Annotated in this window: 16 protein-coding genes; 3 read left to right on the forward strand and 13 right to left on the reverse strand. The window is 68.6% G+C overall.

From position 1 onward, the window contains the following. Positions 1–74 precede the first annotated feature (74 nt). On the forward strand, positions 75–1,883 hold the full coding sequence (locus tag ABSY19_RS09270) for an ABC transporter ATP-binding protein/permease (protein ID WP_382161669.1): 1,809 nt from the start codon (positions 75–77) through the stop codon (positions 1,881–1,883). Here ABSY19_RS09270 and queC read toward each other — a convergent pair whose 3' ends face one another. From queC to flgB, 13 genes are all read right to left on the reverse strand, one after another. Beyond that, positions 1,884–2,591, reverse strand: coding sequence for a 7-cyano-7-deazaguanine synthase QueC (gene queC, locus ABSY19_RS09275; RefSeq protein WP_382161672.1), 708 nt, complete (start codon positions 2,589–2,591; stop codon positions 1,884–1,886). It lies immediately after the preceding gene. Between the two features lie 81 nt (positions 2,592–2,672). After that, entirely contained in the window at positions 2,673–3,872 is a 1,200-nt protein-coding gene (locus ABSY19_RS09280) for an HDOD domain-containing protein (RefSeq protein ID WP_382161675.1), read from the reverse strand. Between the two features lie 19 nt (positions 3,873–3,891). Next, positions 3,892–5,109, reverse strand: coding sequence for a flagellar hook-associated protein FlgL (gene flgL, locus ABSY19_RS09285; protein ID WP_382161677.1), 1,218 nt, complete (start codon positions 5,107–5,109; stop codon positions 3,892–3,894). Positions 5,110–5,266: 157 nt separating this feature from the next. Further along, positions 5,267–7,180 carry a flagellar hook-associated protein FlgK gene (gene flgK, locus ABSY19_RS09290; protein ID WP_382161680.1) on the reverse strand — a complete coding sequence of 638 codons (1,914 nt, stop codon included), beginning with the start codon at positions 7,178–7,180 and terminating at the stop codon, positions 5,267–5,269. A gap of 13 nt (positions 7,181–7,193) precedes the next feature. Then, entirely contained in the window at positions 7,194–8,060 is an 867-nt protein-coding gene (gene flgJ / locus ABSY19_RS09295) for a flagellar assembly peptidoglycan hydrolase FlgJ (protein WP_382161683.1), read from the reverse strand. Next, positions 8,061–9,179, reverse strand: a complete 1,119-nt coding sequence (locus ABSY19_RS09300; RefSeq protein WP_382161686.1) for a flagellar basal body P-ring protein FlgI — start codon at positions 9,177–9,179, stop codon at positions 8,061–8,063. Positions 9,180–9,231: 52 nt separating this feature from the next. Beyond that, positions 9,232–9,927, reverse strand: coding sequence for a flagellar basal body L-ring protein FlgH (locus ABSY19_RS09305; RefSeq protein WP_382161689.1), 696 nt, complete (start codon positions 9,925–9,927; stop codon positions 9,232–9,234). A 9-nt stretch (positions 9,928–9,936) separates the two neighbouring features. Beyond that, complete coding sequence (gene flgG / locus ABSY19_RS09310; RefSeq protein WP_382161692.1) at positions 9,937–10,719, reverse strand: flagellar basal-body rod protein FlgG; 783 nt, start codon at positions 10,717–10,719, stop codon at positions 9,937–9,939. Positions 10,720–10,744: 25 nt separating this feature from the next. Continuing rightward, the gene (flgF, locus tag ABSY19_RS09315; protein WP_382161695.1) at positions 10,745–11,482 is read right to left on the reverse strand and encodes a flagellar basal-body rod protein FlgF; all 738 of its coding nucleotides are present in this window, start codon (positions 11,480–11,482) and stop codon (positions 10,745–10,747) included. Between the two features lie 37 nt (positions 11,483–11,519). Further along, entirely contained in the window at positions 11,520–12,734 is a 1,215-nt protein-coding gene (flgE, locus tag ABSY19_RS09320; RefSeq protein ID WP_382161698.1) for a flagellar hook protein FlgE, read from the reverse strand. Positions 12,735–12,784: 50 nt separating this feature from the next. After that, complete coding sequence (locus ABSY19_RS09325; protein ID WP_382161701.1) at positions 12,785–13,447, reverse strand: flagellar hook assembly protein FlgD; 663 nt, start codon at positions 13,445–13,447, stop codon at positions 12,785–12,787. Positions 13,448–13,473: 26 nt separating this feature from the next. Then, on the reverse strand, positions 13,474–13,878 hold the full coding sequence (gene flgC / locus ABSY19_RS09330) for a flagellar basal body rod protein FlgC (RefSeq protein ID WP_382161704.1): 405 nt from the start codon (positions 13,876–13,878) through the stop codon (positions 13,474–13,476). Positions 13,879–13,895: 17 nt separating this feature from the next. Then, on the reverse strand, positions 13,896–14,309 hold the full coding sequence (gene flgB, locus ABSY19_RS09335) for a flagellar basal body rod protein FlgB (protein WP_382161707.1): 414 nt from the start codon (positions 14,307–14,309) through the stop codon (positions 13,896–13,898). Positions 14,310–14,504: 195 nt separating this feature from the next. On the opposite strand from flgB, the gene flgA reads away from it, so the two are divergent. Continuing rightward, entirely contained in the window at positions 14,505–15,236 is a 732-nt protein-coding gene (gene flgA, locus ABSY19_RS09340; protein WP_382161710.1) for a flagellar basal body P-ring formation chaperone FlgA, read from the forward strand. Between the two features lie 131 nt (positions 15,237–15,367). Then, entirely contained in the window at positions 15,368–15,685 is a 318-nt protein-coding gene (flgM, locus tag ABSY19_RS09345; RefSeq protein WP_382161714.1) for a flagellar biosynthesis anti-sigma factor FlgM, read from the forward strand. Positions 15,686–15,687 lie beyond the last annotated feature (2 nt).

The raw sequence follows: 15,687 nt of genomic DNA on the forward strand, positions 1-15,687 counted from the left end.
GAGCGGGCCGGCCGACCCGCTACGATGCGCCATCACCGGGCGCCGTCCGCGCCCGACCAGCCCAGGGCCCACCCATGACGACATCCGCCGCCCCCGCCGCCCGCCGACCGCCCTCGCTGTGGCCCACGCTCAAAGGCATTGGCGCCTTTGCCATGCCGTACTTCAAGTCCGAGGAAAAATGGCGCGCGCGCGGCCTGCTGCTGGCCGTGGTGCTGCTCAACCTCGGCACGGTCTACATGCTGGTGCAGATCAACGAGTGGTACCGCGTCTTCTACGACGCCCTGCAGGCCAAGGACCAGCCCGTGTTCTGGCAGCAGATCGGGCGCTTCGGCTGGCTGGCGCTGATCTACATCGTGCTCGCGGTCTACAAGTTCTACCTCACGCAGATCCTGCAGCTGCGCTGGCGCGTCTGGCTCACCGACCACTACATGGGCCGCTGGCTGGCCAACAAGGCCTTCTACCGCATGGAGCTGGCGCGCTTCACCGCAGACGAGCACGGCAACCCCGACAACCCGGACCAGCGCATCCAGGAAGACCTCAACCTCTTCACCAGCTACACCGTCACGCTGTCCATGGGCATGTTCAACGCCCTCATCACCCTGGTGAGCTTCGTCGGCATCCTCTGGACGCTCAGCGGCTCCATCAACGTCCCGCTGCCCGGCTTCCTGGGCGGCGGCGAACTGGAAATCGTCGGCTACATGGTGTGGGCCGCCGTGCTGTACTGTGCGGTGGGCAGCGCCATCGCGCACTGGATCGGCCGGCCGCAGGTGCGGCTGAACTTCCAGCAGCAGATGCTGGAAGCCAACTTCCGCCACCACATGGTGCGCGTGCGCGAGTACAGCGAATCCATCGCACTCGACGGCGGCGAGCAGGTGGAGCGCCGCCACCTGGATGTGCGCTTCCGCGACGTGATGGGCAACTACTTCGCCCTCATCCGCAACCAGAAGCAGCTCACCTGGTTCAGCAGCTTCTTCGGGCAGGCCGCCATCATCTTCCCCATGATCGTCGCCGCGCCGCGCTATTTCAGCGGCGCCATCCAGCTCGGCCAGCTGATGCAGATCAACTCGGCCTTCGGCCGCGTGCAGGACTCGCTGTCCTGGCTGGTCGACAACTACATGGCCCTGGCGGTCTGGAAAGCCACCACCGACCGCCTGGTGGGCTTCGAGGCCAGCCTGTCGCACCAGTCGCAGACGCGCGACGACCTGTCGCTCAACGAGTCGGCCGACGGCATCCGCGCGCAAGACCTCACCGTGGCCCTGCCCGGCGGCAGCACGCTGCTGGCCGGCGTGGACCTGGACGTGAAGCCCGGTGACACCGTGCTGCTGCACGGCCCCTCGGGCAGCGGCAAGTCCAGCCTGTTCCGCGCCCTCGCCGGCATCTGGCCGCACGCGCTGGGCCGCGTGGGCCTGCCCAAGGACACCATGTTCATCCCGCAGCGGCCCTACTTCCCCGACGGCCGCCTGCGCGACGCCCTGGCCTACCCCGACCCGGCGGAGAACTACACCGACGAAGCCCTGCGCGCCGCCCTGAACGAAGCCCTGCTGCCGGCGCTGACCGACCAGCTCGACCGCGAGGACGCCTGGAGCCAGAAACTCTCGGGCGGTGAACGCCAGCGCCTGGCGATCGCGCGCGTGATGCTCAAGAAGCCGGCCTGGGTGCTGGCCGACGAAGCCACCAGCGCGCTCGACGAAGAAGCCGAAGCCACGATCTACCAGCGCCTGGTGGAACGGGTGAAGCAGGCGCACGGCGCCATCGTCTCCATCGCCCACCGCTCCACCCTGGCCGCGCACCACCGGCAGCGCTGGGCGCTGCGGGCCAACGAGCAGGCGGCGGCGGGCGGGGCGCGTTACCGGCTGGACATCAGCCGCGCCGACGGCGCCTGATCAAGCCACCGGCGCGGCGTAGGCCGCCCACCCTTTCGCCCGCAACTCACACGCCGGGCACCTGCCGCACCCATAGCCCCAGGGCTGGCGGTGTTCGCGGTCGCCGAGGTAGCAGGTGTGGGTGTGCTCGACGATCAGGTCCACCAGGGCGTTGCCGCCGCCCACCAGCAGCGCGTTTTCGCCCAGCTCGTGTGCCAGGCGCCAGGTGGCGGCCTTGTCGATCCACATCAGCGGGGTGTCGATCAGGAAGCGGTGGTCCATGCCGAGCGACAGCGCGACCTGCAGCGCCTTCATGGTGTCGTCGCGGCAATCGGGGTAACCCGAGAAGTCGGTTTCGCACACGCCGGTGACGATGACCTGGATGCCGCGCCGGTAGGCCAGGGCGGCGGCCAGCGTGAGGAACAGCAGGTTGCGCCCGGGCACGAAGGTGTTGGGCAGGCCGTTTTCTTCCATGCGAAAGGCCATGTCGCGCGTGAGCGAGGTTTCGCTGACCTTGCCGAGCACGCCAAGGTCGAGCACATGGTCTTCACCGAGCCGCTGCGACCACGCGGGGAAGCGTTGCCGCAGCTCGCGCAGCACGTTGAGGCGCGCGGTCATTTCCACGCTGTGGCGCTGGCCGTAGTCGAAACCGATGGTTTCCACGCGCGGGTAGCGCGAGAGCGCGTGCGCCAGGCAGGTGGTGGAGTCTTGTCCACCGGAGAACAGCACGAGCGCGCTGGTGTGGTGGGGGTGGAGGCGGGGGGCGCGGAGGTCATGATGGTCTCCATCGTAGCGCGCCGCCCGAGCCCGCTAGGTCAGTCGCTCGGACCTCGGGCTGGCGTGATCGCGGCTGGTGGCCAGCATGCGGATGAGCGCGCGGTTGGCGTGCTCCAGGCTGATGTCGTGGCGCTGGCACACCGCCGGCAGGCGGTGCAGCTGGGCGGGTTCGCCCAGGGCGCGCGCCACGTCGAGCAGCGGGTGGTAGGGGCCGTCGTGGCGCAGCACGGCGTCGAACACCCGGCCCGACAGGGGCAGGCGGTTGAGCAGTTCGCCCAGCGGCTGGTGCAGCAGGCGGTCGAGTTGCGAGAGCAAGGCGGTGGTGTAGACCTCGCCGCGCAGGTTGTCTTCGGAGCCGGTGGCCAGCAGGTGCTGGGCCAGGCGCGAGCGCATCACCATGGCGTAGCGCACGGGGTGCAGGTCGCGGTCGGCTTCGCTGCTGGGCAGTTGCTCGGCCAGCCAGCGGCCCAGCTCGCGAAAGCCCAGCATCATCAAGGCGTGGCGCAGCGAGCCGATTTCGTGGCGCCCGCCGAAGGCGGCGGAGTTGACCATCAGCAGGATGCGGTAGACCAGCACCGGGTCTTGCCGCACCAGGCGCTCCAGGTGTTCGATGGAGCAGTCTTCGTCGCCGATGGCCATGAGGATCTGCTTGACCACGGCACCGTCGTAGTTCAGCGGCTGGTGGCGGTGCGCGTGCAGCACGTCGCTGTCGGGCCAGCCGAGCACGCCCCAGGCGCCGGCGTCGTCCAGGCACTGGCGCGCCAGGGTTTGCGTGGTGACGCCTTCGACCAGTTGGCCGATCAGGCCGGCGGGCACGGATTCGGCGCCGAGTTTGAGCAGGTTGCGCGCATCGGCCGGGGCCAGGCCTTCGCCGCGCACGGCGGCCAGGTCGGTGCGGCGCAGCAGCCGGTGCCCGCGCCGGGCCCCGGCCGTGAGGCGGGCCAGGGTTTCGGGCTGTTCGAACAGGGCGGCGGGCACTTCGAGCCAGGTGTTCTGCACGGGCGCGCAGGCCAGCGCCTGCTGCAGCAGCCGGGGGCTGTCCACGCTGAGGATGAGCACCGGCGCGCTGGCGGGCCAGTCGTCGCCCAGGGCCTGCATGAGGTGGGCCGCGTCGACGGATTCGGGGTGCACGGCGCGCACGCCCATGCGCACGGCGGCGAGTTCGCGCGCGCGGTTCCACACGGGCTCGTAGCCCAGTGCGATGCTGTCCAACACGGTGTGGCTGATGATCATGAGAAGAGGGGAACGCAGGTCAATTGATCACCTGGAAGAGCGACAGGCGCTGCACCTGTGCGTAGGTCTTGATGGCGGCCTCCAGGCCGAGCTGCTGGGTCTGCAGGTCGGACAGGCCCTTGATCGGGTCAAGTTCGACCAGGCGGGCGTTCTCGGTCTTGAGGGCAATCGAGCCGTCTTCCATCTGGGCGTTGAGCGAGTCGGCGCGGTTGAGCCATTCACCGGCCCGGCCTCGGGCGGCGAGCACGCGGTCGTGCCCGGCGTCCACCTCGGTCATGGCGCGCGCCATGGCCTGGGCGTGGTACGCGCTTTCGTTGGGGCCGTTGTAGCGCAGCGCGTCCACGGCGTTCTGCACGACCGAGAAGATGTCGGTGGTGGTGGTCACGGGCCGCAGTTCCACGCGGTCGCCGGCGGCGGGTTTGCCGCGCAGCTCCAGCGACATGCCGTCGAATTCGATGGTCTTGTTGGCCACGTAGGGCTGGCCGACATGGCCGGGCACCGGCGTGCCCGTGGTGGCGTTGGTCACGGTGTACTGCATCACGCCGCCGACCTCGGCGAAGGTGATGTCGTAGTCGTCGCCGGTGAGCGCGGCGGCGTTGGTGACGTTGCCCATGGTGGTGCTCACGTTGCCGGCGTTGCTGGTGGGCACGCCGAGCGTGAAGGTGCCATTGCCCTGGGGCACGCGCATCCAGATGGCGTCGCCGTCGAGCGCCTGCGGCAGCGAGCTGTTGCCGGCGGCGGCCTGGCCGCGCTGGCCGTCGAACTGCACGCCGCTGCCGCTGGGGCCGTAGAGGTCCACGAAGGGCGTGGAAGAACCGCCCAGGCCGCCATAGAGGGTGCGGCCGGCGTTGTCCTTGCGGTTGGCCACGGCGATGAGCTGCTCGCGCAGGCCTTCGAGCTGTTTGGCCACGTCTTCGCGTTCGGCGTCGGTGAAGGTGGCGTTGCCGGCGGTCACCAGCAGGTCGCGCACGCGCTGGATCAGGTCGCCCGATTCCTTCAGGCCGCTCTCGGCCTGTTGCAGGCTGGCGCGCGAGGCTTCCAGCGCGCGCATGTCGGCGGTGGTGCGGGCCAGGCGGTTGGCGGCGGTTTCGGCCAGCGTGGCGGCCACCGGGTCGTCGCTGGCTTTCTGCACGCGCAGGCCGGTGGACACGCGCTCCTGCTGCGCGGCCAGTTCGGCCTGGCGGCGGGTCAGGATGGCGATGGTGTTGTCGTAGCTGTGGGCGGTGGAGATTCGCATGGCAGTTCCTCAAACGTTCAGGCGTCGGCGAGCCGACGAGCTTCCAGAGGCATCGAGGGTCCGGCTCCGCCGGCCCAAGATGCCGTCCCCCCTCCAAGCGCCGAAGGCGCGCCAGAGAGGGGGGAAGCCGCGCAGCGGCGCAGGGGGGTGTTCATATCTAGCGACCCACGGTCTGCAACAGGCTGTCGAAGGTGCTCTGGGCGATTTGGAGGAACTTCGCCGAGGCCTGGTAGGCCTGCTGGTACTGCAGCAGGCGCGCGGCTTCTTCGTCGAGGTTGACGCCGGCCACGTTGGCGCGCGCGGTCTCGGCGGTGTTGGCGACGTTGGCCGAGAAGTCCGCGGCGAACTTGGCGCCCTGCACGCGCGTGCCGATGTCGGAGAACAGGCTGACGTAGCCATCGGAGAGCGGCACGCCACCGTAGGTGGGCAGGTCGCGCAGGCCCAGCATGCCGGCGCCGTTGCCCGCGTTCTGCGAGATCGCGCCAGCGGGCGCGGCGCCGATGCTGAAGGTATCGCCCGCGCCCGGGCTGCCGCGCATGGTGAGGCTCCAGCCGTTGAGGGTGATGGACTGGCCCGGCTTGAAGTTGTAGCTCGGCGGCGGGCCGGGGTTGTCGGGCGGCGGGTTGCCCGGGCCCAGGCCGGTGGCGGTGAAGCTGCCGTCGGCCAGGAAGGTGATGGTGACCGGGTCGGTGAGGTTGGGCGAGGCCGACGAGGCGTACAGGCTCTCCACGCTCAGGCCGCCGGAGTTGCCGGTGCCGGGCGTGACCATGACCGGGCTGGCCGCGGCCAGCTTGTCGGGCGAGCCGATCGCCACCTGCAGGTCGCGCGCGGCGGCGGCGTAGGGGCGCACCAGGAAGCGGTCGCCCGGCGAGCCGGCGCCGTTGTCGAGGTTGAAGGTGAGGCCATCGACCACGGCGGGCAGGGACGTCACGGGGGTGGAGGTGCCGTCGGACAGGCGCACCACGCTCATGCCGCCGGTCTCGAAACGCAGTTCGTAGTCGGAGGCGACGAGCGCGGTCGGGTCGGCCACGCTGGCGCTGATTTCGGCGGTGCCGTTGTTCCCCGGCCGGGGCAGGCCCACGGCCCCAGCGGGCTGGTTGAAGAAGTTCTGGCCCGGGTTGCCCTGCAGGTCCACGCCCAGCTTGTGCTGGTTGTTCACCGTGGTGGCCGTGGCCAGGGCCATGCGGCCCAGCAGGTTCTGCACGTCGACCAGGTCTTCGTTCATGAAGCGCATCAGGCCGGCGAGTTCGCCGCCACCCAGGCTGGCGTCCGGGATCGGTGTGCTCACGCCGCCCTGCACGAACGAGAGCGCCACGCGCGCGCTGTCGGTGCTGTCCTGCCCCACGGCCAGCGCGTTGGCGCGCGTGCCCAGCACGAGCGGCTGGCTGCCGGCGATGAACACGCTCACGCTGCCGTCGGCCGCGGGCACGCTGGTGGTCTGCACGTACTTGTTGATGTCGCCCAGGATCTTGTCGCGCTGGTCGAGCAGGTCGTTGGGTGTGTGGCCGTTGCCCTGGCTCTCGGTGATGCGCGCGTTGACCTTGGCCAGGTCCTGCGCCAGGCCGTTGATGATGTTGACCGCGCCACCGACCTGCTGCTTGGTGGTGTGCTGCAGCGAGTCGATCTGGCTGGCGGTGTTGCGCAGGCGCGAGGCGAGTTCTTCGCCCTTGGCGATCACGACCACGCGCGCGGTCAGGTTGCCGGGCGAGGATGAGACGTCGGTCCAGGCGTTGAGCATGTCGTTGAGCGCCGTGCCCAGGCCCGCCGAGCCGGTGGGGAAGGCGCTTTCCAGCTGCTGCAGGCGCGCATAGCGCAGCGCATCGGCGGAGGCCACGGAGCCGGCCTTCTGCGCTTCGCGCGTGAGGTACTGGTTGTGCGAACGTTCGACGGTGGCGATCTCCACGCCCATGCCGAAGTAGCCGTTGCCCATCTGCTGGTAGCCCGACGACTGCTGGATCACGTTCTGGCGCGAATAGCCAGGCGTGTTGACGTTGGCGATGTTGTTGCCGATGACCTGCAGGGCCGCGAGGTTGGCATTGAGCGCGCGGGCGCCGATGTTGAGGGCGGACATGGCGTGCTCTCTTTCAGCCCTGCGCCCGCTGCAGGCTCAGGGTGGAGTTGATCGCGCGGCTGAGTTTGGCCGCGTACTGGGGGTCGGTGGCGTAACCGGCCTTCTGCAGGCCGCTGGCAAAGCCTTGCACGGAATGCAGCTGGTCCATCACGCCTTCGTAGCGTGGGCTGTTGCCGATGAGGCGCGCGTAGTCGCGGAACGAATCGGCGTAGGAGTCGTAGGCGCGGAACTTGGCCGTCACCTTGCGCGGCTCGCCGTTGATGTACTCGGTGGTCGTGATTTCGGCGACCTTGCCCTTCCAGCTGTCCGTGGCCTTGATGCCGAACAGGTTGTGCGAGGGCGTGCCGTCGGCATGCTTGATCTCGCTGCGGCCCCAGCCGGTCTCGTGGCCGGCCTGGCCGATCATGAAGCTGGCGGGAATGCCGGACTCGCGCGCCACGGTGGCCGCGGCCTCGCTGTGCTGCTCCACGAAACCGGCCTGGCGCGCGCCCGCGTTCACTCGGCCCACGGTGCTGGTGTCGCCGGTGGCGGAGAGGGCGCCGCTGCCGCCACCCCGGGTGGCGTCGGTGTTGGTCATCTGGCGACCGAGCTGGCGCTCGATCGCTTCGGACAGCCCGCCGGGCAGGCCCGAGAGCTGCACCGAGAACTGCTGGTCAAGCAGGTCCATGCCCAGGTTGCTGCCCTCGCCGTCCATCAGGCCGGACTTCTGCGTCGCCTCGCGCATGCTCTTGATGAGTTCGCGCATGAAGAGCGATTCGAACTGCTTGGCCGCTTCTTTCAGCGCGGCCTTGTCGTCGCCCTTGCCCGAGCCGTAGCGCAGCGCGTTGAGCGCTGTCGGGTCGGCGGCCAGGCCGCTGGGCGTGAGCGGACGCGTATTCACTTAGATGACCTCCAGCTCCGCGTTCATCGCGCCGGACGCCTTGATCGCCTGGAGGATGGCGAGCAGGTCCTGCGGCGTGGCGCCGAGCGAGTTCAGGGCGCGCACCACATCGGAGAGTTGCGGCGCGGTGTCGATCTTGACGAGCGAACCCTTGTCCTGGCGAATCTGGATGTCGGCCTTCTCGGTCACCACGGTCTGCCCGCCCACGGACAGCGGGTTGGGCTGGCTGATCACCGGGGTGGAGCTGATGCTCACCGAGAGGTTGCCGTGCGAGACGGCGCAGGCGCCGAGCGTGACGGCCTGGTTCATCACGATGGAGCCGGTGCGCGAATTGATGATGACGCGCGCCATGGGGATGGTGGCGTCCAGGCGGATGTCTTCCACCTTGGCCAGGAAGCTCACGCGCTGGCTCGGGTCGGCCGGCGCGCGCAGGCGCACCACGCGGCCGTCCATGGCACTGGCCACGCCGGCACCCATCACCTTGTTGATGGCGTCGGTCACGCGGCTGGCGGTCTGGAAGTCGTTGGAGTTCAGGCCCAGGTCGATGGTGTCGCCCAGGGCGAAGGGTGTGGCCACCGCGCGCTCCACCTGCGCGCCACCGGGCACGCGGCCCGCGCTCAGGTGGTTGACCTGCACCTTGCTGCCGCCGGCCGAGGCGCCCGCGCCACCGACCAGCAGGTTGCCTTGCGCGAGCGCGTAGATCTCGCCGTCGGCGCCCTTGAGCGGTGTGGTGATGAGCGTGCCGCCGCGCAGCGACTTGGCGTTGCCGACCGAGGACACGGTCACGTCGATGGCCTGGCCGGGCTGGGCGAAGGCGGGCAGTTGCGCGGTGACCATCACGGCCGCCACGTTCTTCAACTGCATGTTCGTGCCCGGCGGCAACGAGAGGCCCAGCTGCTGCAGGTAGTTGTTCAGGCTCTGCGTGGTGTAGGGCATCTGCGTGGTCTGGTCACCGGTGCCGTCCAGCCCCACCACCAGGCCATAGCCGGTCAGCTGGTTGCTGCGCACGCCTTGCACCGCCGCGATCTCCTTGATGCGGATCGCCTGGGCGGCGGCGGGCAGGCAGAGCAGCACGCCACACAACAGCATCAAGTTTCGGAACAGTCGGTCGATAGTCATGTCATGGTTCCCACGGAGCCCCAGCAAAGGGGTGAGCCATCATGCAACGGCATCAGAACGGGAGAACGGTCAAAAAGAACCGTGCCAACCAGCCAATTGAGAGCGCTTCGCCCTGCTGGCCGCGCCCGCGCGACTCGATGCGCACATTGGCCACCTGGGTGGAGGCGACCACGTTGCCGGGGCGGATCTGTTTCGGGTCCACCGTGCCGGAGAACCGCAGCACGTCCACGTTCTGGTTCACACCGATCTGTTTCTCGCCCACCACCAGCAGGTGGCCGTTGGGCAGCACCTCTTGCACCGTGGTGGTGATGGAGCCGGTGAAGGTGTTGGCGTTCTCGGTCTCGCCGTTGCCGGCGAACTTGTTGGACGAATTCGCGCCCACGTCGAGCTTGCCCAGCAGCGAGCTGCTGGGGCTGATGAAGGGCAGCGCGGAGACACCGGCCGATGCGTTGGCGGTGCGGTCCACCGACGACGAGGACTTCTGCGTCGCGTTGATGCGCTCGGTGATCTGCACCGTGAGAATGTCGCCTGGCATGCGCGCGCGCGGGTCTTCGAACGCGGGCCGGTAGCTCACGGCCTGGAACAGGCTGCCGCTGGGCGCGACGGTGACAGTGGGCGCGGCCATGGGGGCCTGCTGCGCGTAGCGCACCGGCTGGGCCGGCACCAGGTCCACCTGGGGCGTGCGCTGCAGGGTTTCGCAACCGGAGGCGAGCACGGCGAGCGACAGGATGAGGGCGAAACGCAACATGGCGGGTCCTTACAGCTGGCTCAGGCGCTGCAGCATCTGGTCGGATGTCTGGATCGCCTTGGAATTCATTTCATACGCGCGCTGGGTCTGGATCATGGTCACCAGTTCCTGCACCACGTTGACGTTGGAGGTTTCGACGTAGCCCTGCATCAGCGAGCCCATGCCGGCCGAGTTGGGTGCGCCGTTGATGGGGTTGCCCGACGCCAGGCTCTCGGCGTAGAGGTTCTGGCCCATGGGCTCCAGGCCGGCCGGGTTGATGAAGCTGGCCAGCTCGATGGCGCCCACCCGCTGCGGCGCGGGGTTGCCCGGCAGCTTGACGGTGACCACGCCATCGGACGAGACGGTGATGCTCTGCGACTCGGCCGGCACGGTGATGCCGGCGGTGAGCGGGTAGCCGCTGTTGGTGACGATGCGGCCCTGCGCGTCGGCCTTGAAGCTGCCGTCGCGCGTGTAGGCGGTGGTGCCGTCGGGCATCTCGACCTGGAAGAAGCCGTTGCCGTTGACCGCGATGTCCAGCGGGTTGTCCGACTGCTGCAGGCTGCCCTGCGAGAAGTTGCGCGAGGTGGCGACGGTGCGCACACCCAGGCCGACTTGCAGGCCCGTGGGCAGCTCGGCCTGCTCGGCCGTGTTGGCGCCCACCTGGCGCAGGTTCTGGTACATCAGGTCTTCGAACACCGCGTTGGCGCGCTTGAAGCCGTTGGTGGACACGTTGGCCAGGTTGTTCGAGATCACGTCCAGCTGCATCTGCTGCGCCTGCATGCCGGTCTTGGAAATCATCAGCGAATTGATCATGGTGTGCTCCGCAAGGGGAAAGTGATTAGCCGTTCATGCTCAGCAGCTGGCTGGCGGTCTTGTCGTTGGTTTCGCCGTTCTGCAACATGCGCATCTGCACCTCGAACTGGCGGGCCACGGCGATCATGCCGACCATGGCCTCCATGGGATTGACGTTGGAGCCTTCGAGCGCGCCGTCCTGCAGGCGGGCCACGTCGCTCGCGGGCAGCGGGTCGCCCTGCGGGCCGCGGAACAGGCCGTCCTCGCTGCGGCGCAGCGGGTTGTCGGCGTCGGGCATCACCATCTTGAGGCGGCCCACGGTCTGCGAAGGCTGGTTGCCCACGCGCGTGCTCACGGTGCCGTCGGAGGCGATGTCCACGCGCGCGCCTTCGGGCACCACGATCGGCCCACCATCGCCCAACATGGGCAGGCCCTGGCCGCTGACCAAAGTGCCGTCCTGGTTGACTTCGAGCGCGCCCGCGCGGGTGTAGGCCTCGGTGCCGTCCAGCCCCTGGACCGCGAAATAGGCGTTGCCGCGCGCGGCCACGTCCAGGTTGCGGCCGGTGGCGGCGATCGAACCGGGCAGGTCGGAATGGCCGGGCGTGGCTTCCAGGGCGAACACGCGCGTGCTCGCGCCGTCGCCGCGCACCGGCACCGCGCGGAAGGTCGAGAGTTCGGCGCGAAAGCCCGGCGTGGACACGTTGGCCAGGTTGTTGGCCAGCACCTGCTGCCGGTACTGCGCGGCGTTGGCGCCGGTCATCGCGGTGTAGATCATGCGGTCCATGCGGGGCTCCTTCGTTCAGCTCAGGCGCGGATCTGGATCAGCGCATGTTCAGGAGGGTGCTCAGCACCTGGTCCTGCGTCTTGATGGTCTGGGCGTTGGCCTGGTAGGTGCGCTGCGCGGTCATCATGTTGACCAGCTCGGCCGTGATGTCGACGTTGGAGTCTTCCAGCGCCCCCGAGCGCAGGGCGCCGAAGTTGCCCGTGCCGGGCTCGCCGTGCAGCGGGTCGCCCGAGGTGAAGGTGGCCGTCCAGTTGCCGCCGCCGGTGGGCTGCAGGCCTTGCGTGTTGCGGAAGTTGACCAGCGCGATCTGGCCCGCGGCGCGGGTTTCGCCGTTGGAGTACTGGCCGCTGACCAGACCGTCCTCGCCGATCTTCAGGCCCAGGAACTGGCCCGGGCGGTAACCGTCCTGGTCCAGGTCGCTCACGGCGAAGTTGGTGCCGAACTGCGTCGCAGCACCAAAGTCGAGATCGACGTTGAAGGTCACCGTGGGGTCGTTGGGCGAGGTCAGCGTGAGCTGCGGAATCGTCGAGGCCGGATCGAGCGAACCGTCCGGCAGGAAGCTCACGACGAAGGGCGTGGACGCCGCGGGGTCGGCGCCGTTGACGCCGGTGTACACGTTCCACTGGTTGTTGCCGATTTTCTCGAAGCTCAGCGCCACCGGGATCTCCAGGCCCTGGGAGTCGTAGGCGACCAGGGACGTGCCGTAGGTGGACAGCGGCGTGGGCGGCGTCTGCGTGGAGGCCACCGGTGCGCGCGCGTCGAGGTTGAATTCGGCCAGGATATTGGTGGTCTGGCGCGCGGGGATCGGGCCGCCGGTGGGCAGGCGCAGCGGCTGCGTGTCGAAGCTCAGGCGCGTGCCATCGGGCGCGGTCGGGTAGCCCATGAGGTTGGCGCCGCCGTTGGTGATGATGTTGCCGCTGCTGTCGAGCTTGAACATGCCGGCGCGGCTGTAGGCGACCGTGCCATTGGGCATGTTGAGTTCGAAGAAGCCCGAGCCGTTGATGGCCACGTCCAGGTCGTTGCCCGTCACCGTGATGTTGCCCTGCGTGAAATGCTGCGACACGGTGGTCAGCGCCACGCCGATGCCGGAGTTCACGCCGCCGGCCGCGTTCACGGAGCTGGCGTAGAGCTCGCCGAACTCGCCGCGCGAGCTCTTCATGCCCACCGTGTTGGCGTTGGCGATGTTGTGCCCGATCACGTCGAGGTTGCGGCTGGCGCTGTTCAGGCCGGAGAGTCCTTGCTGGAATGCCATGGTGATGTCCTTAGGAGGGGAAAGCGGTGTGTGGGAAAAGGCTCAGGCGCTCACATGAACGCGAGCACGTCGTTGTAGGCGCGGGTGCTGCCGTCCTGCAGCAGCATGTAGATGGAGCCGCCGGAGAAGCTCACCGAGTCCACGGTCATGCGCTGCAGCGACACGGTGTCCACGGGTTCGCTGCCGTCGACCGCGCGCACCTTGAAGCCCTTGACCGTCGCAGGGTCCACGCCCTCGGCGTCCCAGTTGAAGCGGTGCAGGCCGCTGCCCAGCGCGCCCATCTCGACGGTCTTGATGACCTCGCCGTTGGTGCCCATGATGTCGACCTTCACGTCGGTGGCCTTGGTGTCGAGCGAGAACGCCGCCTTGGCCTGGCCGTCCTTGAAGGTGAGCTTGTCGCCCGGCAGCAGGGCCTCGCGGCCGATCAGCGAGGTGCCCTGCAGCGCGGTCTGCGAGGAGAACTGCGCGGCCATGTTGTTGAGCGTCGCGTTGAGTTCCTGGATGCCGCTGACCGTGTTGATCTGCGCCATCTGGGTCGTCATCTGCGCGTTGTCCATCGGGTTCAACGGATCCTGGTTGTTGAGCTGCGCGACCAGCAGCTTGAGGAACCGGTCCTGCGAGGCCTTCGGGTCCATGCTGTTCTTGGCCGTGGTGCCCGTGGTGCTGCCGATCTCGGTGCCCAGGTTGCTGGTGTCGATGGGGGTGATGTACATGGCTCAGGTCTTTCCAAAAGTCGGGCTCATTGCCCCATTTGCAGGGTCTTGAGCAACAGCGACTTGGCCGTGTTCATGACCTCGACGTTGTTCTGGTACGAGCGCGAGGCCGAGATCATGTTGACCATCTCCTCGACCGGGTTCACGTTGGCGTGCGTCACATAACCTTCGGCGTCGGCGCTGGGGTGCGTGGGGTTGTGCACGCGGCGGCCCGGGGCGTCGCTCTCCACGATGTTCTGCACCTTCACACCCGCGTCGCCCTCGCCGCCCATGGGCACGGTCTGGAACAGGATGTGGCGCGCCTTGTAGGTCTGGCCGTCCGGCCCGGCCACCGCATCGGCGTTGGCCAGGTTGGAGGCCACCACGTTGAGGCGCTGGGACTGCGCGCTGACCGCGCTGCCCGAGACACCGAAGATGGAGAACATCGACATGATCGATTCCTTTCAGGTCATTGACCCGTGATGGCGCTGAGCATCGTTTTGACGTGGCCATTGATGAAACGCAGCGTGGACTCGTAGCGCACGCTGTTGTCCACGAAGTTGGCGCGCTCGCGGTCGAGGTCGACCGAGTTGCCGTCCTGGCTGGGCTGGGTCTGCACGGTGTAGGCCATGTCGGGCCGGGCCGGGCCCGCGCTGGTGGTGCCCAGGCGCATGTGCTGGGCGTTGGTCTGCGCCACGCCGGCGGTGGCGCCGGTCTGCATGCCCGAGACGTTCTTGAGCGCGCTGGCGAAATCGAAGTCGCGCGCGACGTAGCCGGGCGTGTCCGCGTTGGCGATGTTGCTGGCGATCACCTGCTGGCGCTGCGAGCGCAGCAGCAGGGCGTTGGCATGGAAGTCCAGCCGGCCGGTCATCTGTTCAAGCATCGTCCACTCCAGCAAGGTTGGGGGCCGGTTCGGGTCGCCTCAGAGGAGGCGCCGACACCGGGGGTTGGACGAATTATGGAAATCTTGAGGGTCGCCAATGGCCGGAACAAGCGCCGCTTTGCAAGCCATTTCCCGCCTTTGTCCGGGCGGCCGCCGGCCTACAGTGCAGCCCTGACCACCCATCGGAGACCGCCCATGCGCCCCACCCTGCACCGCCTGCTCGCCGCCTGCGGCTGGGCCCTGGCCCTGCTGCTGCCGGGCCTGGGCACGGCCCACGCGAACAACCAGACCGACGAACTGGAGAAGACCGCGCGCGCGTGGCTGCAGCCCGCGCTGGAGGCCGCGATCCCGAAAGACGAGGCCCTGCCCCTGCGCACCGAGGTCGTGATGGGCGCGCTCGACGCCCGCCTGCGCCTGGCGCCCTGCGCCAGGGTCGAGCCCCACCTGCCGGCCGGCTCGCGCCTGTGGGGCCGCAGCCGCATCGGCCTGCGCTGCGTCGAGGGTCCTTCGCGCTGGAACGTCTTCGTGCCGGTCACGGTCAAGGCCTTCGGCCCGGCCTGGGTGATCAAGCGCCCGGTGGACGCCGGTGCCACCCTCACTCAAGAAGACGCCGAACTGGCCGAAGTGGATTGGGCGGCCAGCCCCGCCACGGTGCTGGCCCGCCCCGAGATGTGGATCGGCCAGGAAACCGCCTTCGCCCTCACCCCGGGCCTGGCGATCCGCCAGAACATGGTGCGCCCGACCAAGGCCTTCGCCGCGGGCGACCAGGTGCGGGTCAACAGCAGCGGCACCGGGTTCAGCATTTCCGTGACCGGCCTGGCGCTCACCGCCGGCCTGGTCGGGCAGTCCGCCCGCATCCGCCTGCCCGGCGGGCGGGTGGTCACCGGTCTGGTGCAGGAAGACCAGACCGTTGAGATGGCGCTTTGAGCCGGACGTCCGCAACGGCCCCGCCAACGTGACGGATTGCCCGAACCGGCTCCTCAAAAATGCCTAAAGTTCGTTCCACCCAGGTCGATAGTTCTCACACATCACCCTGACTACAGGGTTTGGAGCGTGAAATGAAAGTCGATTCGTCACCCGATTCCTATATAGGTTCCGTGGCCGGTGGTCCCCAGAAGGCCGCCGAAAAACCCGCAGCGGTCGCCGAACTGGCCGCCGCAGGCGCCCCCACGGCCAAGCCGCAGGGCGTGACCGTGACGCTGTCCCCCTCCACCGTCTCGGCCCTGGGCTCGGGCGGCAACGAGGTGTTCAACACGGAAAAAGTCGAAGCCATGAAAGCGGCGATCGCCAACGGGACCTTCCAGGTGAATCCCGAAGCCATCGCCGACAAGATGCTGGCCAACGCCGCCGAAATGCTCAACGGCAGCAAGGCCTGATT

Source organism: Hydrogenophaga sp. ANAO-22 (assembly GCF_042466645.1).
GTDB lineage: Bacteria > Pseudomonadota > Gammaproteobacteria > Burkholderiales > Burkholderiaceae_C > Hydrogenophaga.